Genomic DNA, 22,752 nt, shown 5'->3' on the forward strand with positions numbered 1-22,752 from the left:
CAACGGATGCCGCCACGGGCGCCAGCCCCTATAATCGGGGGCCACTTTGCCCGCAGTACCGCCATGACCGCTGAAACGGCCGCCGAACTCCACACGATCATCGATCTGATCCGCTACGGCACCAGCCGTTTCAACGAAGCCGGACTGACCTTCGGGCACAGCTACGACAATGCGCTGGACGAGGCCACCCAGCTGGTGCTGCACAGCCTGCACCTGCCGCACGACCTCGGCCCGGCCTATGGCCAGGCGCGCCTGCTGCAGGCCGAGAAGCTGCGCGTGCTGGAGCTGTTCCAGCGTCGCATCGACGAACGCATCCCGGCCGCCTACCTGACCGGTGAGGCCTGGTTCGCCGGCCTGAGCTTCAAGAGCGACAAGCGCGCCCTGGTGCCGCGCTCGCCGATCGCCGAACTGATCGAATGCGGCTTCGAGCCGTGGCTGGCCGGCCGCGATGTCAGCCGTGCGCTGGACCTGTGCACCGGCTCGGGCTGCATCGCCATTGCCATGGGTCACTACTACCCGAACTGGGAAGTGGACGGCGTCGACCTGAGCGACGATGCACTGTCGCTGGCCGAAGAAAACAAGGAGCGCCTGCAGGCGCACAACGTCACTCTGCTCAAGTCGGACCTGTTCAACGGCCTGACCGGCCGCCACTACGACCTGATCGTCACCAATCCGCCGTACGTCACCAACGACGAAACCGATGCCCTGCCGCAGGAATACTCCTACGAGCCGGAAATGGGCCTGCGTGCCGGCGACGACGGCCTGGATCTGGTGCTGAAGATCCTGCGTGACGCCCCGCTGCACCTGAGCGAGGACGGCCTGCTGATCTGCGAAGTGGGCGAATCCGAGCAGCACCTGATCAAGCTGCTGCCGGAAGTCGACTTCGCCTGGATCGAGTTCAAGGTCGGCCAGATGGGCATCTTCGCGGTCGAGTGCCGCGAGCTGATCGCCCACAGCGCGCGCATCACCGAACTGGCGGCGCAGCGCCCGTGAGCTCCAATTCGTTCGGCAAGCTGTTCACCGTCACCACGTTCGGCGAGTCGCACGGGCCGGCCATCGGCTGCGTGATCGATGGCTGCCCTCCGGGGCTGGCGCTGGACGCGGCCGAATTCGCCCATGACCTGCAGCGTCGCGCGACCGGCAAGAGCCGGCACACCTCGGCCCGCCGCGAGGCCGATGAGGTCGAGATCCTGTCCGGCGTGTACGAGGGCCTGACCACCGGCACGCCGATCGCGCTGCTGATCCGCAACACCGACCAGCGCAGCAAGGATTACGTGAACATCGGCCAGCAGTTCCGGCCAGGTCATGCCGACTACAGCTACTGGCACAAGTACGGCATCCGCGACCCGCGCGGTGGCGGCCGTTCCTCGGCGCGCGAGACCACCATGCGCGTGGCCGCCGGCGTGGTCGCCAAGAAGTGGCTGGCCGAACGCTTCGGCGTCACCGTGCGCGGCTACCTGTCGCAGCTGGGCGACATCACTCCGGCTGGTTTCGACTGGTCGGCGGTGGAAGACAATCCGTTCTTCTGGCCGCATGCCGCGCAGGTGCCCGAGCTGGAGGCGTACATGGATGCGCTGCGCAAGTCCGGTGATTCGGTCGGTGCGCGCGTGGACGTGGTCGCCGACAGCGTGCCGCCGGGCTGGGGCGAGCCGATCTACGGCAAGCTCGATGGCGAACTGGCCGCCGCGCTGATGAGCATCAACGCGGTGAAGGGCGTTGAGATCGGTGACGGTTTCGCCAGCGCCGCACAGAAGGGCACCGAACACCGTGACCTGCTGACCCCGCAGGGCTTCGCCAGCAATCACGCCGGCGGCATCCTCGGTGGCATCTCCACCGGCCAGCCGGTGGTTGCCTCGATCGCCCTGAAGCCGACCTCCAGCCTGCGCCTGCCGGGCCCGTCGCTGGACACCGCCGGCAACGTGGTCGAGGTGGTCACCACCGGTCGCCACGATCCCTGCGTCGGCATCCGCGCCACCCCGATCGCCGAGGCGATGGTGGCGATGGTGCTGATGGACCAGGCGCTGCGCCATCGCGCGCAGTGCGGCGATGTCGGCACGATCACCCCGCGCATTCCCGGGCAGATCGATGGCTGACACGCGGCCGACCGTGTGGGTGAGCCAGCCGCTGATCGACGCGGCCATCGCGCCGCTGCGCGATCGCGTGCAGCTGCGCAGCACCGATGCGGTCACCGCCTGGTCGCCCGACCAGATCGCCGAACAGCTGGCCGGCGTCGACGGCGCGATCATCACCCTCAACGAGCGCATCGGTGCGGCCCAGGTGGCCGACGCCGCGCAGCTGCAGGTGATCGCCAATGTCGGCGTCGGCTACAACAACCTGGATGTCGATGCGCTCAGCGCAGCCGGCATCCTCGCCAGCAACACGCCGGACGTCCTGACCGAAACCACCGCCGATCTCGGTTTCGCCCTGTTGATGGCGACCGCGCGCCGGATCACCGAATCCGAGCGCTGGCTGCGCGAAGGCCAGTGGCAGCAATGGTCGTTCCAGACCATGCTCGGCGCAGACATCCATGGCAGCACGCTGGGCATCCTCGGCATGGGCCGCATCGGCCAGGGCATCGCCCACCGCGGCGCGCATGGTTTCGGCATGAAGGTGCTGTACCACAACCGTTCGCGCCTTCCGGCCGAGACCGAGGCTGCGCTCGGCGCGACCTACGTGGACCTGGGCACGCTGCTGGCGCAGTCCGACCACCTGGTCACCGTGCTGCCCTACACGCCGGCCTCGCATCACATCATCGATGCGGCTGCGCTGGCGAAGATGAGGCCCTCAGCCACCCTGGTGAACATCGCCCGCGGCGGCATCGTCGACGAACTGGCGTTGGCCGACGCGCTTGCCCGAGGCCGTCTGGCCGCTGCCGGCCTGGATGTCTACGAGGGTGAGCCGGCGGTGCGCCCCGAACTGCTGGCGCTGCGCAATGTCGTGCTCACGCCGCACATCGGCAGCGCCTCGCTGGCCACGCGCACGGCGATGGTACAGCTGGCCGTCGATAATCTGGTTGCCGGGCTCGGCCTGGACGGCGGCCCGTCGCGCATGCCGAGCGCGATCAACGCTGATGCGGCGATGGCCGCGCGCGTGACGCTGGGCAAAAAAACCGGGAAACGATAGGGAACCTCCGCGCGCCCCGCTTGAGGAGGTTCCCCGAACCCAGCTGTCGTGCGTGTTTCTTCCCCATTCCCGTTTTCGTGAGAGTTCCCCCATGAGCAATGCACAGCGCAGTTTCCACGTCGCCGTCGTCGGTGCCACCGGTGCGGTCGGCGAGACCATGTTGTCGATCCTGGCCGAGCGTGGTTTCCCGGTCGGTACCCTGAGCGTCCTGGCTTCCGAGCGTTCGGCCGGCGGCGAGATCGAATTCAACGGCCAGAAGGTCACGGTCCAGGACCTGGCCACCTTCGATCCGAGCGGCGTCGAGATCGCGCTGTTCTCGGCCGGTGGCAGCGTGTCCAAGGAATACGCACCGAAGTTCGCCGCTGCCGGTGCGGTGGTGATCGACAACTCTTCGGCCTTCCGTTACGAGGATGACGTGCCGCTGGTGGTGTCCGAGGTCAATCCGGAACAGGTGGCCAACCGTCCGCGCGGCATCATCGCCAACCCGAACTGCTCGACCATGCAGATGCTGGTGGCGCTGGCGCCACTGCACCGCAAGTACGGCATCGAACGTATCAACGTCTCCACCTACCAATCGGTGTCCGGCGGCGGCCGTTCGGCTACCGAGGAACTGGGCAAGCAGACCGGCCAGCTGCTGAGCTTCCAGGAAATCGATCCGCAGCGCTTCCCGGTGCAGATCGCCTTCAACCTGATCCCGCACATCGACGACTTCCAGGACAATGGCTTCACCAAGGAAGAAATGAAGCTGATCTGGGAAACCCGCAAGATCCTCGGCGACGACAGCATCCTGGTGAACCCGACTGCGGTGCGCGTGCCGGTGTTCTACGGCCACTCCGAGTCGGTGGCGATCGAGACCCGCGACAAGGTCACCGTCGCCGAAGCGCGCGCGCTGCTGGAGCAGTCGCCGGGCATCGAAGTGGTGGATCGTCACGAAGCCGGTGGTTACCCAACCCCGGTCACCCACGCCTCGGGCACGGACGCGGTGTACGTCGGCCGCATCCGCGAGGACCTCTCGCACCCGCGCGGCCTGAACCTGTGGATCGTGTCGGACAACGTGCGCAAGGGCGCGGCGTTGAATGCCGTGCAGCTGGCCGAGCTGGTCGCCGCCGAGCAGCGCTGATCACAGCGGTTGCCTCACCGGTAGTGCCGGCCGCTGGCCGGCATTGCCGTGATCCATGTGCCGGAGTGCATGCCGGCCAGCGGCCGGCACTACCTCAAGGGTCTTTCCGGTGGGTGCGGACCCCGGTCCGCACGCTTTATAGTGTCGCCCATGAATAAACGGGCCAGGGGCGCAAAGCGCCCGCTCCTCTATCTTTCCACCGTGCTGCTGGCCCTGGCCAGCAGTTCGGCACTCGCATTGGGCCTGGGAGACATCCGTGTCCTGTCCAAGCCGGGGCAGCCATTGCTGGCCGAAATCCCGGTGGTGTCGGCGGACCCGTCCGAACTGGAAAACCTGCGCGTGGCGCTGGCCTCGCCGGTCACCTTCGAACGCGTCGGCCTGCAACGGCCGGCCGGGCTGGTCAGCGAGCTGCAGTTCGAGCTGACCCGCAATGCGCAGGGCAGGGCGGTGGTGCGCGTCACCTCGCAGGCCCCGGTGGAGACGCCATCGCTGAGCTTCCTGATCGAAGCTGACTGGGGCCAGGGCCGCCTGGTGCGCGAGTACTCCGCGCTGGTCGACGCGCCGTCCAGCGCGCTGGCCGTGGCCGAGCCGGAGATCGTCGCGCCGGCAGGCACGCTCTCCAATACCATCGTGCGCGAACCTGCACCGGCTTCGGCAACGGTGCCAGCGGCAGAGGCGCCCACTACGCCGCCACCTGCGGTGGCGCCTGCACCGGCACGCCCGCGTGCGGCCTCCGCGCCGGTCGCTGCACCGGCGGCCGATGGCAGCGTCACCGTACAGCGCGGTCAGACCCTGTCGCAGATCGCCAGCGCGGTGGCGCGTGGCAACCAGGTCAGCCGCGACCGCGCGATGATCGCCCTGCTGCGCGCCAATCCCGAAGCCTTCATCCGTGGCAACGTCAATCTGCTCAAGCAGGGCGCGGTGCTGCGCGTGCCGGGCAGCGATGCGCTTGCCGCTGTCGATGCCGCCGAGGCCACCGCGCTGGTACGCGAGCACGCCGCGCAATGGCGGCAGGCGCGCACCGTGCCGCAACCGGCGGGTGCGGTCGCGCCGGCCGCCAAGGCGGCAACCGCGAACGCTTCTTCCCCGGCTGCCGCCAACGGGGCACGACTTGAGATCGCTCCGGCGCTGGCGTCCGACGCCGCGCACGCGGGCACAACCACCGGCACCGCTGCCGGCAGCGAGGGTGACATGCTGGGCAACGAACAACTGCGACAGGCGCGTGAGGACATCGCCACCCGCGATGCCGAGATCGGTGAACTGAAGCAGCGCGTGGCTGATCTGGAGAAGCTGAAGGAGCAGCAGCAGTCGTTGATCGCGATGAAGGACAACGACCTGGCTGCCGCGCAGCAGCGCCTGGCACAGGCGCCGGGTTCCCGTGATGCGGCAACGCCGTGGTACTGGCTGGGGCTGCCGGTGCTGCTGTTGGCGGCGGGCGCGGCCTGGCTGCTGCGTCGTCGCAAGCCGTCGCCGCTGCCGCCGCTGCGTGAGGAAGACGATGCCGCCGGCCTGGCCGCTGCGGTGCCGGCAGGTGCGGCGCTGGATACGCTGGCCGAGCAGTCCTCGTGGTCGTCGGCTGTTGCCGACAATGGTCGCCAAGAACCGGCGATGCCTGCCTGGGCGACCGAAACCGAAGTACACGAAGTGGTGGTCGCCGAACCCGTCGCCGAGCACGCGGTGCGGGCCGAATGGCAGGCCGAGACACTGCGCGACGAGGACGCGGTGGCATTGCCCGAAGCGGTGACCGATCTGCCGCGCTGGGACGATTCCGCAACCACCGGCGACGAGGTTGTCGTCGCCGAGCCGCTGCAGGACGAACGCGTTGTACCGCAGGCGCCGGCCGAAGTGGCGGTGCCGGACTACGCACTGCATGCCGAACAGCAGCCGCAGTTCCGCGGAGTGTTCGATCTGCCGGCTGATGCGCATGAGAACGAGGCTCCGGCGGATACCGTACATCCCGAGGCCATCGACAGCATCGACCACGGCAGCGTCGACGCTTCTTATTCCGACGATATCGCGCCGAGCGCGGCCGCGCCCGCCGGCGACGCGGGCTGGTCGCCGCGTGCCGGCCAGGAGCGCCTGGAACTGGCCATTGCCTACCTCGATCTGGGCGACGCGCAGACTGCGCGCACCCTGTTGCTGGAAGTCGCCGAAGGCGGTGACCTGCACAGCCAGGCCCAGGCCCGCGAACTGCTGGCCCGCCTGCCGTGACCGAACCTGCCGACAAGGACCCTGCCATGAGCCGCGAGCGTCGCATCGACTACGTTGAATTCGCTTCCAGCGACCCGGCCGCAAGCCGCGCCTTCTTCGAGAAGGTGTTCGGCTGGTCGTTCGTCGATTACGGCAGCGACTACACGGCGTTCGACGATGGCCGCCTGCAGGGCGGCTTCTTCCGCGGCCAGCCGCAGCGGGCCAGCGACAGCGGCGCACCGCTGCTGGTGCTGTATGCCGACGCACTGGCACCGGTCGAGGCCGCCGTGCGCGACGCCGGCGGCGAGATCGTGCGCCCGGTATTTTCCTTCCCCGGTGGCAGCCGCTTCCAGTTCGTCGAGCCCGGTGGCAACGAACTGGCGGTCTGGTCCGAACGCGATCCGGCCTGAGCGCCGCCCCATACGCAATATCGAGGTAGCACATGCGTTACGCGCTTGGCGTCGAATACGACGGCAGCGATTTCAGGGGCTGGCAGAACCTGGGCGAGGGCGGTCCCAGCGTGCAGGCCAGCCTTGAGCAGGCCCTGTCGTCGGTTGCCGATTCGCCGCTGCAGGTGGTCTGCGCCGGCCGCACCGATGCCGGCGTGCATGGCCAGTGCCAGGTCGTCCATTTCGATACCGACGTGGTGCGCGATCCGCGCGCCTGGATGCTGGGCACCACCACCCGCCTGCCGCGCTCGATCGCGGTGCGCTGGTGCGTGCCGGTGGCCGACGATTTCCACGCCCGCTTCTCGGCACGCGCGCGCCGCTACCGCTACCGCCTGCTCAACCGCGAGGTGCGGCCGGCGCTGGACCGGCAGACCCTCAGCTGGGAGCGCCGGGCGCTGGACGAGACGCTGATGCACGCCGCCGGCCAGGCCCTGATCGGCGAAAATGACTTCAGCGCGTTCCGCTCCGTGCAGTGCCAGGCGCTGCATGCGCGGCGTGAGCTGCAATCACTGCAGGTCAGCCGCCAGGGCGAAGTGATTGAAGTGGCCGTGCAGGGCAATGCATTCCTTCATCACATGGTCCGCAATATCGTCGGTTCGTTGATCCTGGTGGGCAGCGGTGAAAAACCGGTGGAATGGATCGCCGAACTGCTGGCCGGGCGCGATCGCACCGTAGCCGGTCCCACCGCACCGCCGCAGGGCCTGGTGTTCCTTGGGCCCCTGTACCCCGACAACTGGCATCTGCCCGCCGAGGTCACGCTATGAGCCGCTCCTACTACCGCACGCGCATCAAGTTCTGTGGCATGACCCGTGCCGGCGATGTCCGCCTGGCCGGTGAGCTGGGCGTGGACGCAGTGGGTTTCATCTTTGCCCGCGAGAGCAGCCGCAGGGTTGCTCCTGCCGAAGCACGCGCGATGCGCCAGGCGATCGCGCCGATGGTCGATGTGGTGGCCCTGTTCCGCAACAACAGCAAGGAAGAGGTGCGTGAGGTGCTGCGCACGGTGCGGCCAACCCTGCTGCAGTTCCATGGCGAGGAAGACGAGAGCTTCTGCCGCAGCTTCAACATGCCCTATCTGAAGGCAATCGCCATGGGGGGCCGGGAAGAGGTCAATGCGCGCACGTTGCAGCTGCGTTACCCGAGCGCGGCGGGGTTCCTGTTCGACAGCCACGCTCCCGGCGGCGGCGGCGGTACCGGCGTGGCCTTCGACTGGGGCCGTATCCCGACCGGCCTGCACCGGCCGTTCCTGCTGGCCGGTGGCCTGAACCCGGAAAACGTCTACGACGCTGTGCTGGCCACGCTTCCCTGGGGCGTGGACGTGTCCAGCGGCATCGAACTGGAGCCGGGTATCAAGGACGGCTACAGGATGCGCACCTTCGTCGAGGAAGTGCGCCGCGCGGACTGCACGGTCCTGGAGTGATCCGCGCCCCCTGAGGGCGCACCCGGAACGTCATCGCCGACGGTGCATTCCGCCGGGTCTGTGTTCTTGCCTGTCGCGTGCCGTGCCATGAAGGCGGACGTCTACTGAATGCGGTGAGCATCCCACTTTCGGGTAATTCAGGATCCAGCGCCAGGAAGTCGACACCCCCGAGCATCTGATCGGACACAATGGGCCCGGCCTGACCTGGCTGGGTGCGATGCGGTGTGCGTGTCGCTGGCCGCACCCCTGAGATGCGCCTTGGCTTTCGAACGAGGACGCAATGGATATGCCCCATCTCTCTTCCCACCGTATCCGCCTGGCCCGCCTGACGATCATGCCCGGCCTGCTGCTTGCATTGGGCGCGTGTGCGGGCGGTGACTCGTCCGCCCCGACTGCATCGGCACCGGCCGCTGCCACACCGGCAGGCGCAGCCGCCACAGCACCGGCGACGGTTCCGGCGGCAGCACCGGCTGCCGACGGCCTGGCGGCGCTGATCCAGGCCAGTGGCGTGAAATGCAGCAACGCCAATACGGGCAGCGGCTGCACGGCCGGCGATGTGGACAGCGGTGATTTCTACGATGTTGAACTGTCGCCGGACTGTGGCGACCAGGGCTTCTTCGCGGGCGTAGCCGACGCCAAGGGCGTGGAGACGTTGAATGCGGTGCCATCCACCGGCAGCAAGGCCAGCGTGACCGCAAAGCTGTCGAAGGGGCAGCTGGTCTGCGTGCAGGGCATCGGGCGTACCGGACAGAATCCGCTGTTCTATTACGTCGTGGCGGTTCCCGCAGCAACGGTCGGCAAGTGCAAGGGCAACACGTTGTGTGACACCTATGGCGACAGGCCGATCACTGGCCTGGCGAACACGGGGGGCGAGGCCTGCCATGTGGCGGCGCCGGGACGTTACGCCGGGAACTGCGCGCAGGGCTGGGTCAGTGCGGACGTGCTCGACGTGTTTTCCAACGGAAGGTAATCACGGTATCGATGCGGCCGACAAGCTGCAGAGCATCACGGTGCAGGATGGCAAGGCATTCGTGATGGGCACGACGCCGGGCTTCCGCACCGCCGTCGATCTGGCTCAGGCGCCACCGCCGCTGGAGCAGACCAGTGCCAAGCTGCTGGCAGATCCGTCGCACCAGCAGCAGGTGCATGAGGAGCAGCAGCGGGTCGCGATGGGCGGTCGCTGAGGCTTGTGTTGCCGGCTTCGGGGGCGAACGCCACCCGGAGCCTTGTCTCATCGCAGCTGTGCTGCTGCCCAGTCGGCCAAGGCGTCCACCCGTGCATCGGCCGGGCCATCCGGCCGCGCCAGCACCCAGAAGCCGCCGGTGGCGGTAAATCCCCACGGTGCGACCAGCCGGCCTGCTGCCAGATCTTCGGCCACCAGCGGCTCCGGTGCGATCGCCGGGCCCAGCCCGGCTACCGCGGCTTCCAGCAGGTAGTACAGGTGCTCGAAGGCGGTGCCCAGCTGCAGCTTCGACACGTCCAGATCGTGCGCCTGTGCCCATGCCGGCCATGCCTGCGGCCGTGAGCTGGTGTGCAGCAGCGACTCCTGCAGCAGCGCCGACGGCGGTGCATGCCGCAGGCGCTGCGCGGCCGGATGCGACGGCGCCACCACCACGCCGACCCGTTCCGGCGCCAGCTCGCGTACCTGCCAGCCTCGTGGCCACGGGCCCTGCGCCAGCAGCAGCACCGCGTCCAGCGCCGCCTGCGCTTCGGTGAAACTGCCATCCAGTGCCGACCACTGCAGGCGCACGCCGGACAGGGCAGCCTGCAATGCTGGCAGTCGTGGAATCATCCAGCGCGCCAGCACGCTGCCACTGCAGCCCAGTACCAGCGCCGGGGCTGCTGTCGGCCGCCGCAGTTCGCGCACGCAGTCTTCGATGTCGCTGAAGGCCTCGCTGCATGCTGCCTGCAGCCGCGTGCCCGCAGCGGTCAGGCGCAGGCCACGGCCGGCCCGCTGGAACAACGCCAGGCCAAGGTGATCCTCCAGCAGCTTCAACTGCCGACTGACCGCGCCGTGGGTGACGTGCAGGTCCTGCGCGGCGCGCCCAACGCCGCCAAGGCGGGCCGTCGCTTCGAACGCGCGCAGCGCATTGAGGGGAGGCAGCAGGGAACGGCTCATGTGAGATTTCCTGACGATATGCGCCAGATAATATCCATTTTCCGGTCATGACCCGTGCGCTAGAGTATCCACCTGTCTGAACCACCGGTCGTATCCATGTCTGCCTCCCCCATTGCCGACTATCACGCCTTCCCGGATGCCCAGGGCCACTTCGGCCGCTATGGCGGCAGTTTCGTTGCCGAAACCCTGGTCGGTCCGCTGCAGGAACTGGCCCAAGCCTATGACCAGGCGCGCCAGGATCCCGCATTCCAGCTGGCCTATGACCGCGATCTGGCGCACTACGTGGGCCGGCCGAGCCCGATTTATCACGCCCAGCGCCTGAGCGATCACGTCGGTGGCGCGCAGATCCTGCTCAAGCGCGAGGACCTGAACCACACCGGCGCGCACAAGATCAACAACACCATCGGCCAGGCCTTGCTGGCCGCGCGGATGGGCAAGAAGCGCATCATTGCCGAGACCGGGGCCGGCCAGCATGGCGTGGCCAGTGCCACGGTTGCCGCGCGGCTGGGCCTGGAATGCGTGGTGTACATGGGCGCCACCGACATCGAGCGGCAGAAGATCAATGTTTACCGCATGAAGCTGCTGGGCGCGACGGTGGTGCCGGTCACTTCCGGCTCGGCCACCCTGAAGGACGCACTCAACGAAGCCATGCGCGACTGGGTGACCAACGTGCAGGACACCTTCTACATCATCGGTACGGTCGCCGGTCCGGATCCGTATCCGCGCATGGTCCGTGACTTCAATGCCATCGTCGGCCGTGAGGCGCGCGAGCAGATGCTGGCCGAGTACGGCCGCCTGCCCGATGCGATCACCGCCTGCGTGGGCGGCGGCAGCAATGCCATCGGCCTGTTCCATGCCTTCCTCAACGATCGCCAGGTCGAAATCGTCGGTGCCGAAGCCGCCGGTGATGGCATCAACACCGGCCGTCACGCCGCTTCGATCGCTGCCGGTCGCCCCGGTGTGCTGCACGGCAACCGCACCTATGTGCTGTGCGACGACGACGGCCAGATCATCGAGACCCACTCGGTATCAGCCGGCCTGGACTATCCGGGCGTCGGCCCGGAGCACGCGTTCCTGGCCGATACCGGTCGCGCACGCTACCTCGGCATCACCGACGAGGAAGCGCTGCAGGCTTTCCATCTGCTGGCGCATACCGAAGGCATCCTGCCGGCACTGGAGTCCAGCCATGCGCTGGCGCAGGCGATCAAGCTGGCGCGTGAGCGACCGCGTGACCAGATCGTGCTCTGCAATCTATCCGGCCGTGGCGACAAGGACGTGCACACCATCGCTGCGCGCGAAGGGCTGGTGCTGTGAGCGCGCGGCTGCGGAACAGCGGCGTGCTGCTGCTGGCGCTTGGGCTGGCCGCGTGCCAGCCGCCGGAGCCACCGGTACTGGCGCCGGCCGCCAAGGCCACCATGCAGCCGGCGCAGCAGGCCGCCAACGATGATCTTGACCCGATGGCGCGTACGCCCATTGTCGATGCCCCCTCCGAAGAAGGGACGAGCGGCGATGACGCGCCCGCGGTGGTTTCGGTGGCGCTGGATCATGCCGGTGACGTGCTGGTTGGCCAGCACATGACTGACCTGAAGGCGCTGGGTCCCTGGAAGGCGCAGGGCGCGAAGGAGTTCTTCGAAGGCGACTGCGAGTACTACGACGGCAAGGGGCTGCCGCCGGGCGTGTCGATGATGACCGACGACGACCGCGTGGTCCGTTTTGATCTGAAGCCGGGCGATGAGCCGGAACTGCCGGTTGAACAGCCGGGGCCATTCGGCCTGCGCGTCGGCATGACCCGCGCCCAGGCGATTGCCCGGTTCCCGAAGCCGCCTGTGTCCAGCCCGCATGCCTACGATGGTGAGCAGGGCGAGTACCTCACCTGGCAGGACCCGGGTTCGGACCTGGGCATCCGCCTGGAACTGTTTGAAGGGAAGGTCACCCGGATGTACTGGGGGACCAGTGATGCGATTGAACTGATTGAAGGATGTGCCTGAGATGCCTGTATCCCGACTCGATGCCTGTTTCCAGCGCCTGCGCGAGCAGCAGCGCAAGGCGCTGATTCCCTTCATCACTGCCGGTGATCCCTCGCTGGAGGCCACCGTGCCGGTCATGCACGCGCTGGTTGAGGCCGGTGCCGATGTGATCGAGCTGGGCGTGCCGTTCTCCGACCCGATGGCCGATGGCCCGACCATCCAGCGCAGCTCCGAGCGCGCGCTGGCACGGGGGGCTGGCAGCCGCTACGTCCTGCAGGCCGTGGCGCAGTTCCGCGAGCGCGACGCGCAGACCCCGGTGGTGCTGATGGGCTACCTCAACCCGGTGGAGATCCATGGCTACGCGGCCTTCGCCAAGGCCGCCGTCGACGCGGGCGTGGACGGCGTACTGCTGGTCGACCTGCCGCCGGAAGAAGCGGTTGAAGCGCAGCAGGCCTTCGATGCAGCCGGCCTGGCACTGGTCCTGCTGGCGTCGCCGACCACCAGCGAAGCGCGGGCCGACAAGCTGCTGGCGCTGGCCCGTGGCTACCTCTACTACGTCAGCTTTGCCGGTGTCACCGGCGCGTCCGAACGCCTGGACAGCGATGCCGCCAGTGCCCGCCTGCAGGCCCTGCGCGCGCGCGCTTCAGTGCCGGTGGTTGCTGGCTTCGGCATCAAGGACGCCGCCAGTGCGGCGGCGATGGCGCGCCAGGCCGATGGCGTGGTGGTCGGCAGTGCATTGGTGGCGGTGCTGGCCGAAGCGGGCTCGGCTGAAGAGGCCGCGCAGCGCGCTGGAGCTTTCCTGGCCCCGCTGCGGCAGGCGCTGGACGCGTAACGGTCGTGCCGGCCGCTGGCCGGCATCTGCTTGACGGCCACATGCAAGTGCTGCCGGCCAGCGGCCGGCACTACCCATGGGTCTGCACGTAGGGGGCTGCCGGCCAGCGGCCGGCACTACCCATGGGTCTGCATGTACGGGCTGCCGGCCAGCGGCCGGCATGACCCAGCACCTAAACGTACGTCCCAGCATGGTTTTTTCCGGCGGCTCCGTGGCCGGCAAGGGGGTGCACGGGCAGGGAAAGCGGAGCTAGACTGTCCGCCTTTGCGGCCCTCGGGCCGCCCTGAACGGAAGTGTCCTCCCGCATGAGTTGGCTCAGCAAGTTGATGCCGTCCGGCATCCGCACCGACAACACCCCCAGCAAGAAGCGCAGTGTCCCCGAGGGCCTGTGGGAAAAGTGCAGCAACTGCGGCAGCGCGTTGTACCGTCCGGAACTGGAAGAGAACCTGGAGGTCTGCCCGAAGTGCGGCCACCACATGGCGATCCGCGCGCGTGCGCGCCTGGCCGCCCTGTTCGACGCCGACAGCACTACCGAGATCGGTGCGCGCCTGGGCCCGACCGACCTGCTCAAGTTCAAGGACCAGAAGAAGTACAGCGAGCGCATCAAGATCGCGCAGAAGAACACGGGTGAGTACGACGCGCTGATCGCCATGCGCGGTCTGCTCAAGGGCCGTGCACTGGTGGCCTCGTCGTTCGACTTCGCCTTCATGGGCGGCTCGATGGGCTCGGTGGTGGGTGAGCGTTTCGCGCTGGCCGCCGAAACCGCAGTCGAAATCGGTGCCCCCTACGTGTGCTTCTCGCAGAGTGGCGGCGCGCGCATGCAGGAAGGCCTGTTCTCGCTGATGCAGATGGCCAAGACCTCGGCCGCACTGGGCAAGCTGCGTGAAGCGGGCCTGCCGTACATCTCGGTGCTGACCCACCCGACCACCGGTGGCGTGTCGGCCTCGTTCGCGATGCTGGGCGACATCAATATCGCCGAGCCGCAGGCGCTGATCGGGTTTGCGGGTCCGCGCGTGATTGAGCAGACCGTGCGCGAGAAGCTGCCGGAAGGCTTCCAGCGTTCGGAGTTCCTGCTGGAGCACGGTGCCATCGACCAGATCTGTGACCGTCGCGAGATGCGCGACCGCCTGTCCGATCTGCTGGCAATGCTGGGCCGTCAGCCGGCGCCGGAGGTGGCTTGATGGGAGGCCGCAAGTACTTCGGTACTGACGGCATCCGTGGGCGGGTCGGCCAAGGCGTGATCTCGGCCGACTTCGTGCTGCGCCTGGGCAACGCCCTGGGCCGTGTCCTGGTCGCCCAGCGCGGCCAGGACGGGCGCCGGCCGATCGTGGTGATCGGCAAGGACACCCGCATTTCCGGCTACATGTTCGAAGCGGCGCTGGAAGCCGGCCTGGTCGCTGCCGGCGCCGACGTACAGCTGCTGGGGCCGATGCCGACCCCGGCGGTGGCGTTCCTGACCCGCACGCTGGGCGTGGACGCCGGCATCGTCATCAGCGCTTCGCACAACCCGCATTACGACAACGGCATCAAGTTCTTCTCCGCCCAGGGCGAGAAGCTCGACGACGCCACCGAACTGGCCCTGGAAGCGGCGCTGGACGTTCCGTTCACCACCGCCGAGTCGGAGAAGCTGGGCAAGGCTTCGCGCGCGCGCGAAGCGGTCGGCCGCTACATCGAGTTCTGCAAGGCCAGCGTGCCGCGCGCGTTCGACCTGCGTGGCGTGCGCCTGGTGCTGGATTGCGCGCACGGTGCCACCTACCAGATCGCACCGCTGCTGTTCCGCGAACTTGGCGCCGAGGTGATCGGCATCGGTGCCGAGCCCAACGGCGTCAACATCAACGCCGGTGTGGGTTCCACCCATATCGACAACCTGGCGGCCAAAGTCCGCGAGACCCGCGCCGATCTCGGCATCGCCTTCGATGGTGATGGCGACCGAGTGCTGATGGCCGACGACCAGGGCAACCCGGTCGACGGCGATGACCTGCTGTACATCCTGGCCCGCGCCTGGAAGGACGAAGGCCGCCTGCGCGGCCCGGTGGTCGGCACGCTGATGAGCAACTACGGCGTGGAGAAAGCTTTCGCCGATCTGCAGATCCCGTTCGTGCGCAGCAACGTTGGTGATCGATACGTGCACCAGGCGCTGGTCGAAGGCGGGGGCGTGCTTGGCGGTGAGGCCTCGGGCCACCTGCTGTGCCTGGACCGGGCGACCACCGGCGACGGTATTGTCAGTGCCCTGCAGGTACTGGTGGCACTGCGCAACGGCGGCCAGACCCTGCGCCAGGCGCTGAAGGGTTTGGAGCGGGTGCCGCAGAAAACGGTCAACGTGCGGTTGGGCAATGTCTCGGCCAAGGCCACGGTGCAGGCCGCCAGTGTGCAGGCCGCGCTGGCTGCCGCGCAGCAGTCGGTGGCCGGCCGCGGTCGCGCGTTCCTGCGCCCGTCGGGTACCGAGCCGGTGGTGCGGGTTACCGTCGAAGCCGATGACGCCACGCTGATGCAGGAGACACTCGATCGCTTGTCCGCTGCGGTGCGCGAAGCCGCTGCCTGAGCAGCGTGGCAATACCGCGTATTGCACCCGACATGGCCGCGTTTGCGGCCATGTTCTTTTCTGGTAGGGGGGGGCTCAACCGTGCGCGACCCGCGATCGCGTTCAGCTGCGGCTGTGCACCTTGTGACGCGTCGTGTACGGGCGTTTCCGACCGCTGGGTCCTGCCCGCATCAGCGCGCGGGCAGGTGCTCTGGCATTGCACCTTGCGCGGCGCGTGACATCGCCCGCTGCCACTTCCAGGTGTCCCGGCACATGTCGGTGAGATCGTGACGCGCCTTCCAGCCCAGCTCGCGCAGCGCCAGCGAGGCATCGGCGAAGCTGACCGCGATGTCGCCATCGCGCCGCGGTACGATGCGGAACGGAACCCGCACGCCGGTGGTGAGCTCGAAGGCCTGGATCAGTTCCAGCACGCTGTGGCCCTGGCCGGTGCCAAGGTTGAGGGTGATGCTGCGCCGCTGGTCGCGAAGGAACTGCAGGGCCAGCACGTGGGCGCTGGCGACGTCCTGCACATGGATGTAGTCGCGCACGCCGGTACCATCATGGGTCGGATAGTCGTCCCCGAAGACCTGGACCTCCGGCAGCAGCCCGGCGGCGACCTGCGCGATGTAGGGCATCAGGTTGCTCGGCGTGCCATGCGGCAGCTCGCCGATCAGCGCGCTGGCGTGGGCGCCGACCGGGTTGAAGTAGCGCAGCGTCGCAATATGCAGGTCCTGGCCGGTTGCCGCCAGGTCGGCAAGCAGCTGCTCGACCACCAGCTTGGTGCGCCCATAGGGCGTCATCGCACAGGTTGAAGCGGTCTCGGCCACCGGGCAGTGGTCCTGGTTGCCGTACACCGTTGCCGAAGAGCTGAAGACCAGCAACTGCACGCCTGCATCCTGCATGGCACCGAGCAGGGCAATCGAACCGCTGATGTTGCTGTCGAAGTACTGCAGTGGAATCTTCTGGGATTCGCCCACGGACTTGAGCGCTGCGAAGTGCAGTACGGCATCGATCGCGTGCTCCTGCATCAAGGCGGCCATGCGCGGCCGGTCCCGGATGTCAGCCTGCACGAACACCGGTGCCGTGCCGGTGATCCGTCCGATGCGCTCGACCACGCTGGCGTCGCTGTTGCACAGCGAGTCCACGATGACCACGCCGTGCCCCTGCTGCTGCAGCTCCACGCATGCATGCGAGCCGATGTAGCCAGCACCGCCGGTCACCAGTACGTTCATTGCCTTCACTGTCCCTTTGAGTCCATTCGAAAACCGGGTGTTGCCGCGATCAAGATGAACGTGGCCTCCTACGGGCCAGGCACCATCTTCTTCTGCCGCGCCTTGAAGCCGTTGAAGATCGGCGCGATCAACGGGTTGTAGCTCCATGCGATGCGCTTGCGCAGCCAGCTGGCCGGCCGGTTGCGGATCGCGAAGCGATAGATCCGCTCCGGATCGCCGCCAATCACGTTGCGGCCGAAGGGATGGGTGGTGTGCAGGTAGCGGAAGCCCTGTTCGCGTGCCACTTCGATGTAGTCATCGTCGAAGTCACCATAGGGCCAGCACAGCGTATCGGAGACTTCGCCGAGCTTCTCCAGCAGCGTCTGCTTCGCCATGGCCAGGTCGCCGCTGATGCCTTCGCGGCGCTGCGCACGGTCCAGGTCATCGCGCTTGAGCCAACGGGTGTGGCTGTGGGTATGGCAGTGGACCTCGAACGTGCCGGCTTCGATTGCCGCACGCGCTTCGCTCCAGCGCATCATCACTTCGTCGCTGCGGCCCTGCTTGTAGATCAGGTCCTCGCAGGCGCGATGTTCCGGCGTGGCCGGCAGCTCGGCGCCTTCGATGCCTGCATGCGGGCGGATCGGACCTTCGTGCATCCAGCCGGTGACCACGAAGACCACCGCATGCATGCCGTATTTCTGCAGGATCGGATGGGCGTAGACCCAGTTGTCCAGGTAGCCGTCGTCGAACGTGATCACGATCGATTTGCGCGGCACCGGCTTCCCGGCGAGAAAGCCGGCGTACTGGTCCAGCGTCAGCGAGGTCCAGCCGGTCCGTGCGAGCCAGGCGATCTGGCTCTCGAAGTTCTCCGGGGATACGGTGATCATTCCCGGCGAGTTGCTGACATGGTGGTGCATCAGCACCGGTACGGTTCTGGCGTTAGCCATGACCCAGCTCCTTCAACCATTGGAGGTAGTAGTTTTCAGTGGCCTCTCCGTGACCGGCCGCGCTGAACTGCTTGGCGCTGCGGATCCAGTCCCAACCGGCGCGGCCCATCTGCCGGCGACGTTCCTGATCATCCACCAGCAGCCGCAACGCACCAGTGAGGGCGGCGTCATCACCCAGCCGGGTGAGGATGGCATTGCTGCCTTCCACCAGCATTTCAGGCACACCGCCAACGCGATGCGAGACGATCGGCAGTGCCGCCTGCGCCGCCTCGAGGAACACGGTCCCCGAGGCTTCCTTGTGGGTGGCCAGGGCGAAGATGTCGAAACCGGCCATCAGCCGGTGTGCGTCGCTGCGGAAGCCGAGCAGGTGCACCTGGCGCTCCAGCCCGAGTTCGCTGCGCAGGGCCTGCAGGCGGCCCATGACCGGCTCGCCGTCGCCGACCACGGCCAGGTGCAGGTCGGGATTGGTCTTGCATAGTGGCGCCATGGCGCGCAGCAGCTCGGCATGGCCCTTGGGCTCGCGCAGCACGGCCACGCAGCCGACCACGATGTCGCGCTCGGCGAAACCGAGTTCGGCGCGGACCTGTGCGCGGGTGGCCTGCAGGTTCTCCCAGGGATCGCCCTGCTCGGTCATGCCCCAGCGCGGCGGCGTCGCCATGGGGGGCACGATGCCGATGTGCTCGGCGGCAATGCCGCGGTCGACCAGCAGCCGCTTGACGAAATCGCTGACGGTGATGATCCGGTGCGGAAGACCGGTATAGGTCAGCAACGAATTGACCGGACTCATCAGGTGGCGCGAGCGCACCACCAGTGGCGTGCCGCCCAGGCGTGCGCCGGCCGCGGCGATCAGTGCGTCGCGGCGGCTGGTGGTGTTGACCACGTCGTAGCGTTCGCGGCGTACCAGGCGTGACACCGACCAGATGCCGCGCAGCAGCCGTGCCAGGCCGCCCATGCGCAGGGTATGCACAGTGAACCCATCGTCGCGCGCGAGTTGGGCCAGGCGGGCATCGGGCTGGCACAGCAGCGACACCTGGTGCCCACGCGCACGCATCACCTGCATGTGGCGGAAGATGTAGATCTCCTGGCCGCCCATTCCCCGGGCAGCTTCGGTATGCAGGATCCGCAGCGAGCGTTTCATGGAATCCATCCTCTGTGGTCAGCGGTTGCGGAAGCGGGTCAGCGCTTCCCATGCGGTACGGACGGCGCCGGCATCCGGGGCTTGGCGCGGCAGCGGGCGGTAGTGCCGGTCGAGCGCGGTGGCGTTGCCGAACTTGTCGAACACGTAGATGGCACCGCCATGGCGGACGGCGCGTTGTGACCAGCTTTCCACCACCAGTGCGCGCTCGCCTGCGGGTTCGGCCAGCAGATCCTGGCCGGTGCTGAAGTCGCTCAGTGCGTTCTCGCAGCCCAGGGCGTGGCGCATCAACGTCGGCACCCAGTCCTCATGTGAACTGGTGCGTGTCTCACGGCCGCTGGCCTGGCCGGGCCAGTGCAGCACGAACGGTACCTGCAGCTGGTAGTCGGAGAAGTTGCCGTTGTGGCCCCAGTAGTTCAGCTTCAGGTCGTTGAACTCCTCGGCGTGGTCGCCGGTGACCAGGACGATGGTGTTCTGATCCAGGCCCTGCGCGCGCAGATCGTCCAGCAGGGTGCCGACGAGGCTGTCGGCGTAATGCACGGCGGTCCGGTAACGGTTCAGTTCCGGGGCCGGGTCGTGGTCCGGACCGAACCTGAGGAAGTCGATTTCCTGCGCCATCGGGGTCGCCAGCGGCGGGTAGCCTGCGGGCATGTGGTAGGGCGCATGGGTGGAATCGAGGAAGACGAAGCCGAACCACGGCGTGTGCGCTGCCTGGCTTGCACGGATGTCCTTCTGAAGCGAGGCTACGATGCTGCTGTCACGGCCTTCCGAACCCAGGCCGGGCGGGCCCTGGTGCAGCTGGTCGCGGACGTCCGCAAATGCAGTGCGGTCGAATTCCGGGCTGTACATCGGCGCGCTGCCGTACAGATGCAGGTCGTACCCCTGCTGGCCCAGCACCTTGAACAGCTGTGAGCCGCGCTGTTCGTCAAGCATGCTTTGCCAGTAGCCGCCCGGCAGGCCGTAGAGCAGGCCGAACAGGCCATAGCGGGTGGCGTTGCCCGTGCTGAAATGGCGGTCGTAGACACGAGCGGAGGCCGCCAGTGCCGAGGTGTTCGGCATGATCTGCGGAGTAAGCGCATCGTGGCGCAGCGATTCCAGCACGACCATCAGTACATTGGGCCGCTGTGGGCTCTGGCAGCGCAGTGGCTGCAGCGGATACAGCAGCTGCGCATGGCGAGGATCGGGCAGGCCGACCTGCTGTTCACTGACCACGCCCAGCCTGCGCATGAAGCTCTTGGCGGTGATCGGCTGGGCCCAGGGCAGGTAGTTCCACTGGGCAATCACGTCACGGTCGCCGCGTGCGTCGTAGTAGGCGGTGGCCACCTGGCCGCTCGCCATCAGCAGGGCGACCACCGCCCAGGCCTGCAGCACCGTGCGCCGGCGGGGCGCGGCCGGCAGCAGCTTCCAGCACGCCCAGGCCAGGATGCCCTCGGCGGTGAAAATGGCCGCCACCAGCAGGCCGACCTGCACCCAGGTCTTCCACGACAACGCAACCTGGTCCTGCAGGGCGCCGCCGAACACCATGTTCAGGACCATGGCATTGAGGTGGAAGCGGTACAGGGTGAACACCTTGGCGTCGACCAGCAGCAGGCACAACCACAAGCCCTGCAGCAGTACCGCACTGATGCTCAGCGTGCGCGCGCTGCGCGGCCACAGGCCCAGCAGCAGTGGCAGCGCGCCGGCCAGCGCGCCGAAGGCGAGCAGGTGCCCGGGCAGGGCAATCGCGAGATAGGCCAGGCCCTGGTGGCCGCCCGGGTTGTCGTACAGCGGCACGTTGCCGAGGGTGATCATCGTCGCCAGCAGCGCATTTCCCAGGACGAACAGGGACCACCACGCAAGCCGGCGCCAGCGAAGGGCAGGGCCCGCAGAGGGAAGGGCGATGGCGGCTGGGGCGTCGGGCATGGTGCGTCGGGTCGGGGAGGCGCGGTCGGGGCTTGCGCTGCCAACGTGATGGATTCGTTAAATTGTGCGCAGGTCGCGCATTGTATCGATTTGTTTCCGAGGATCGAGTAGCGTCCGCCGGGTGATCTGTCACAATGTTCAGGCGGGCCATGAATGCGCAGGCCCCCCAGACCCAATGACAAGCCAGGAATTGCTGTGAGCCAGATCCCCACCCTCGACATCACCCGTTTCGACAGCGACCGCGAGGCCTTCGTGGCCGAGCTGGGCGCGGCCTACCGCCAATGGGGATTCGCGGGCATCCGCAACCACGGCATTCCGCAGGCCGACATCGACGCGGCCTACGATGCCTTCAAGGCCTTCTTCGCCCTGCCGGAAGAGGTCAAGCGCAAGTACCACGTGGCCGGCAGCGGCGGCGCCCGCGGCTATACCCCGTTCGGCGTGGAAACCGCCAAGGGCTCCAAGCACTTCGACCTGAAGGAGTTCTGGCACATCGGTCGTGAAATCGCCGACGACTCCAAGTACCGCGATGTGATGGCACCGAACCTGTGGCCGACCGAGGTCGAGGGCTTCCGTGAGCGCGGCTACGGCCTGTACCAAGCGCTGGACAACCTGGGTTCGCGCGTGCTGTCCGCGCTGGCCCTGCACATCGGCCTGCCGGAAGACTTCTTCGCCGACAAGACCAACTTCGGCAACTCGATCCTGCGCCCGATCCACTACCCGCCGATCACCACCGACGACATCCCGAACGTGCGTGCCGGCGCGCATGGCGACATCAACTTCATCACCCTGCTGGTCGGCGCCAGCGCCGCGGGGCTGGAGGTGCAGTCGCATGAGGGCGAGTGGGTGCCGTTCACCTCGGACGCGGACACCATCGTGGTCAACATCGGCGACATGCTGCAGCGCCTGACCAACCATGTGTACCCGTCGACGATCCATCGCGTGGTCAACCCCCCGGGCGAGCTGGCCCGCCAGCCGCGTTACTCGGTGCCGTTCTTCCTGCACCCGAACCCGGATTTCCTGATCGACGTGCTGCCCTCGTGCATCACCCCGGAGAATCCGAGCCGGTACCCGGAGCCGATCACCGCCCACGGCTTCCTCGAGGAGCGCCTGCGCGAGATCAAGCTGAAGTAAAGAAAAGTGAGGCCGCCGAAAGGCGGCCTTTGTCTTTGCAGGGTTGCACCCTGCACCCACGGTAGTGCCGGTCGCTGGCCGGCAAGTCCAAAGCCAAAGCGGCTCTGGGTTTCTGCGGGTTGGGCGGGGCGGTGTGGGTTGGCAGGACACGCCGTGAACCCCCAGACCGGCCCAGCCGCTGGCGGCTGTGCGTTCGGGTGCTTGCGAAGCAGTGCTTCGCAAGCAAAGCGCCCTCACCCCTGGGGGCTCGATGGCGCCATCCATGGCGCCAACGGTCCTGCCAACCCACACCTCCCCGCCTTCGACAGTTTCCCGGTGACGGTGGGTAAATCGCGATTCCCGGTGGGTGTCGACCTTGGTCGACGCGGTAGATCCACGCCATGCGTGGATGAGATATCTCTGTTCGAAGTGGGGTAGGGGTTGGTCCAGCCAGCAGCAACCCGGAATGCAGCTTTTGCCTTTGCTCTTGCTCTTCTTTTTTCTTTCCGTGGCGGGCGGAGCCGCCGGACTGTGTCAGAGGCCGGGTGGGTGGGGCTGCGCAGGGGCGTGAGCCGCATGGATGCGGCGATCGAGCTTACATGGACGTACTTGCAGCGTCTCCTGCGCAGTCCCACCCGCCCGGCCAAGCCCTGGATCTAGCCTGGCTCTCCGCGAGCAACCAAACCCCGCCCCCCGCCCCCCGCCCCCC

General features: G+C 67.6%; 20 protein-coding genes and 1 pseudogene. 16 read left to right on the forward strand and 5 right to left on the reverse strand.

The window, feature by feature from the left end; genetic code table 11:
- Positions 1–63 precede the first annotated feature (63 nt).
- The 10 genes and pseudogenes from prmB to AC5P99_RS02905 all read left to right on the forward strand — a co-directional run.
- Positions 64–993, forward strand: coding sequence for a 50S ribosomal protein L3 N(5)-glutamine methyltransferase (gene prmB / locus AC5P99_RS02860; protein WP_005410487.1), 930 nt, complete (start codon positions 64–66; stop codon positions 991–993).
- Entirely contained in the window at positions 990–2,093 is a 1,104-nt protein-coding gene (gene aroC, locus AC5P99_RS02865; protein WP_111189605.1) for a chorismate synthase, read from the forward strand. The genes prmB and aroC overlap by 4 nt, the downstream gene beginning before the upstream one ends.
- Entirely contained in the window at positions 2,086–3,123 is a 1,038-nt protein-coding gene (locus AC5P99_RS02870) for a 2-hydroxyacid dehydrogenase (RefSeq protein WP_495212875.1), read from the forward strand. The genes aroC and AC5P99_RS02870 overlap by 8 nt, the downstream gene beginning before the upstream one ends.
- A gap of 91 nt (positions 3,124–3,214) precedes the next feature.
- Complete coding sequence (locus AC5P99_RS02875) at positions 3,215–4,243, forward strand: aspartate-semialdehyde dehydrogenase (RefSeq protein ID WP_285309683.1); 1,029 nt, start codon at positions 3,215–3,217, stop codon at positions 4,241–4,243.
- 150 nt (positions 4,244–4,393) lie between these two features.
- Positions 4,394–6,454 carry a FimV/HubP family polar landmark protein gene (locus tag AC5P99_RS02880; RefSeq protein ID WP_329769327.1) on the forward strand — a complete coding sequence of 687 codons (2,061 nt, stop codon included), beginning with the start codon at positions 4,394–4,396 and terminating at the stop codon, positions 6,452–6,454.
- A 26-nt stretch (positions 6,455–6,480) separates the two neighbouring features.
- A complete protein-coding gene (locus AC5P99_RS02885) occupies positions 6,481–6,843 on the forward strand; it encodes a VOC family protein (RefSeq protein WP_005410482.1) in 363 nt (120 codons plus the stop codon).
- Positions 6,844–6,875: 32 nt separating this feature from the next.
- Positions 6,876–7,646 (forward strand): tRNA pseudouridine(38-40) synthase TruA, encoded by a 771-nt coding sequence (gene truA, locus AC5P99_RS02890; protein WP_005410481.1) that lies wholly within the window; start codon positions 6,876–6,878, stop codon positions 7,644–7,646.
- Positions 7,643–8,299: a phosphoribosylanthranilate isomerase gene (locus AC5P99_RS02895; protein ID WP_005410480.1), complete on the forward strand. Its 657-nt coding sequence runs from the start codon at positions 7,643–7,645 to the stop codon at positions 8,297–8,299. The genes truA and AC5P99_RS02895 overlap by 4 nt, the downstream gene beginning before the upstream one ends.
- Before the next feature lie 280 nt (positions 8,300–8,579).
- The gene (locus tag AC5P99_RS02900) at positions 8,580–9,269 is read left to right on the forward strand and encodes a hypothetical protein (RefSeq protein ID WP_495212876.1); all 690 of its coding nucleotides are present in this window, start codon (positions 8,580–8,582) and stop codon (positions 9,267–9,269) included.
- 1 nt (position 9,270) lies between these two features.
- A pseudogene (locus tag AC5P99_RS02905) lies at positions 9,271–9,483 on the forward strand (peptidoglycan-binding protein); the annotation flags it as partial.
- 47 nt (positions 9,484–9,530) lie between these two features.
- On the opposite strand, the gene AC5P99_RS02910 reads toward AC5P99_RS02905, so the two are convergent.
- A complete protein-coding gene (locus AC5P99_RS02910; RefSeq protein ID WP_495212877.1) occupies positions 9,531–10,418 on the reverse strand; it encodes a LysR family transcriptional regulator in 888 nt (295 codons plus the stop codon).
- Between the two features lie 96 nt (positions 10,419–10,514).
- Here AC5P99_RS02910 and trpB point away from each other — a divergent pair, with 96 nt between their 5' ends.
- The 5 genes from trpB (at position 10,515) to glmM (ending at position 15,759) form a co-directional block, all read left to right on the forward strand.
- The gene (trpB, locus tag AC5P99_RS02915) at positions 10,515–11,732 is read left to right on the forward strand and encodes a tryptophan synthase subunit beta (protein WP_005410476.1); all 1,218 of its coding nucleotides are present in this window, start codon (positions 10,515–10,517) and stop codon (positions 11,730–11,732) included.
- On the forward strand, positions 11,729–12,406 hold the full coding sequence (locus AC5P99_RS02920) for a hypothetical protein (protein ID WP_495212878.1): 678 nt from the start codon (positions 11,729–11,731) through the stop codon (positions 12,404–12,406). Before trpB ends, AC5P99_RS02920 begins: the two co-directional genes overlap by 4 nt.
- Before the next feature lies 1 nt (position 12,407).
- Positions 12,408–13,217, forward strand: coding sequence for a tryptophan synthase subunit alpha (trpA, locus tag AC5P99_RS02925; protein ID WP_005414082.1), 810 nt, complete (start codon positions 12,408–12,410; stop codon positions 13,215–13,217).
- Positions 13,218–13,522: 305 nt separating this feature from the next.
- The gene (gene accD, locus AC5P99_RS02930) at positions 13,523–14,398 is read left to right on the forward strand and encodes an acetyl-CoA carboxylase, carboxyltransferase subunit beta (RefSeq protein WP_005410473.1); all 876 of its coding nucleotides are present in this window, start codon (positions 13,523–13,525) and stop codon (positions 14,396–14,398) included.
- Positions 14,398–15,759, forward strand: coding sequence for a phosphoglucosamine mutase (glmM, locus tag AC5P99_RS02935; RefSeq protein WP_049397008.1), 1,362 nt, complete (start codon positions 14,398–14,400; stop codon positions 15,757–15,759). Before accD ends, glmM begins: the two co-directional genes overlap by 1 nt.
- Before the next feature lie 170 nt (positions 15,760–15,929).
- Here the strand turns inward: glmM and galE are convergent, their stop codons facing one another.
- From galE to AC5P99_RS02955, 4 genes are all read right to left on the reverse strand, one after another.
- Entirely contained in the window at positions 15,930–16,970 is a 1,041-nt protein-coding gene (galE, locus tag AC5P99_RS02940) for a UDP-glucose 4-epimerase GalE (RefSeq protein WP_033834842.1), read from the reverse strand.
- A gap of 68 nt (positions 16,971–17,038) precedes the next feature.
- The gene (locus AC5P99_RS02945; protein WP_005410470.1) at positions 17,039–17,896 is read right to left on the reverse strand and encodes a polysaccharide deacetylase family protein; all 858 of its coding nucleotides are present in this window, start codon (positions 17,894–17,896) and stop codon (positions 17,039–17,041) included.
- Positions 17,889–19,034, reverse strand: coding sequence for a glycosyltransferase family 4 protein (locus AC5P99_RS02950; protein WP_005410469.1), 1,146 nt, complete (start codon positions 19,032–19,034; stop codon positions 17,889–17,891). Before AC5P99_RS02950 ends, AC5P99_RS02945 begins: the two co-directional genes overlap by 8 nt.
- An 18-nt stretch (positions 19,035–19,052) precedes the next feature.
- A complete protein-coding gene (locus AC5P99_RS02955) occupies positions 19,053–20,933 on the reverse strand; it encodes a DUF3413 domain-containing protein (protein WP_088435908.1) in 1,881 nt (626 codons plus the stop codon).
- A gap of 153 nt (positions 20,934–21,086) precedes the next feature.
- Between AC5P99_RS02955 and AC5P99_RS02960 the strand changes: the two genes are divergently transcribed.
- A complete protein-coding gene (locus AC5P99_RS02960; protein WP_005410467.1) occupies positions 21,087–22,064 on the forward strand; it encodes an isopenicillin N synthase family dioxygenase in 978 nt (325 codons plus the stop codon).
- Positions 22,065–22,752 lie beyond the last annotated feature (688 nt).

It is taken from the genome of Stenotrophomonas sp. YJH_SMC_80, assembly GCF_059372495.1.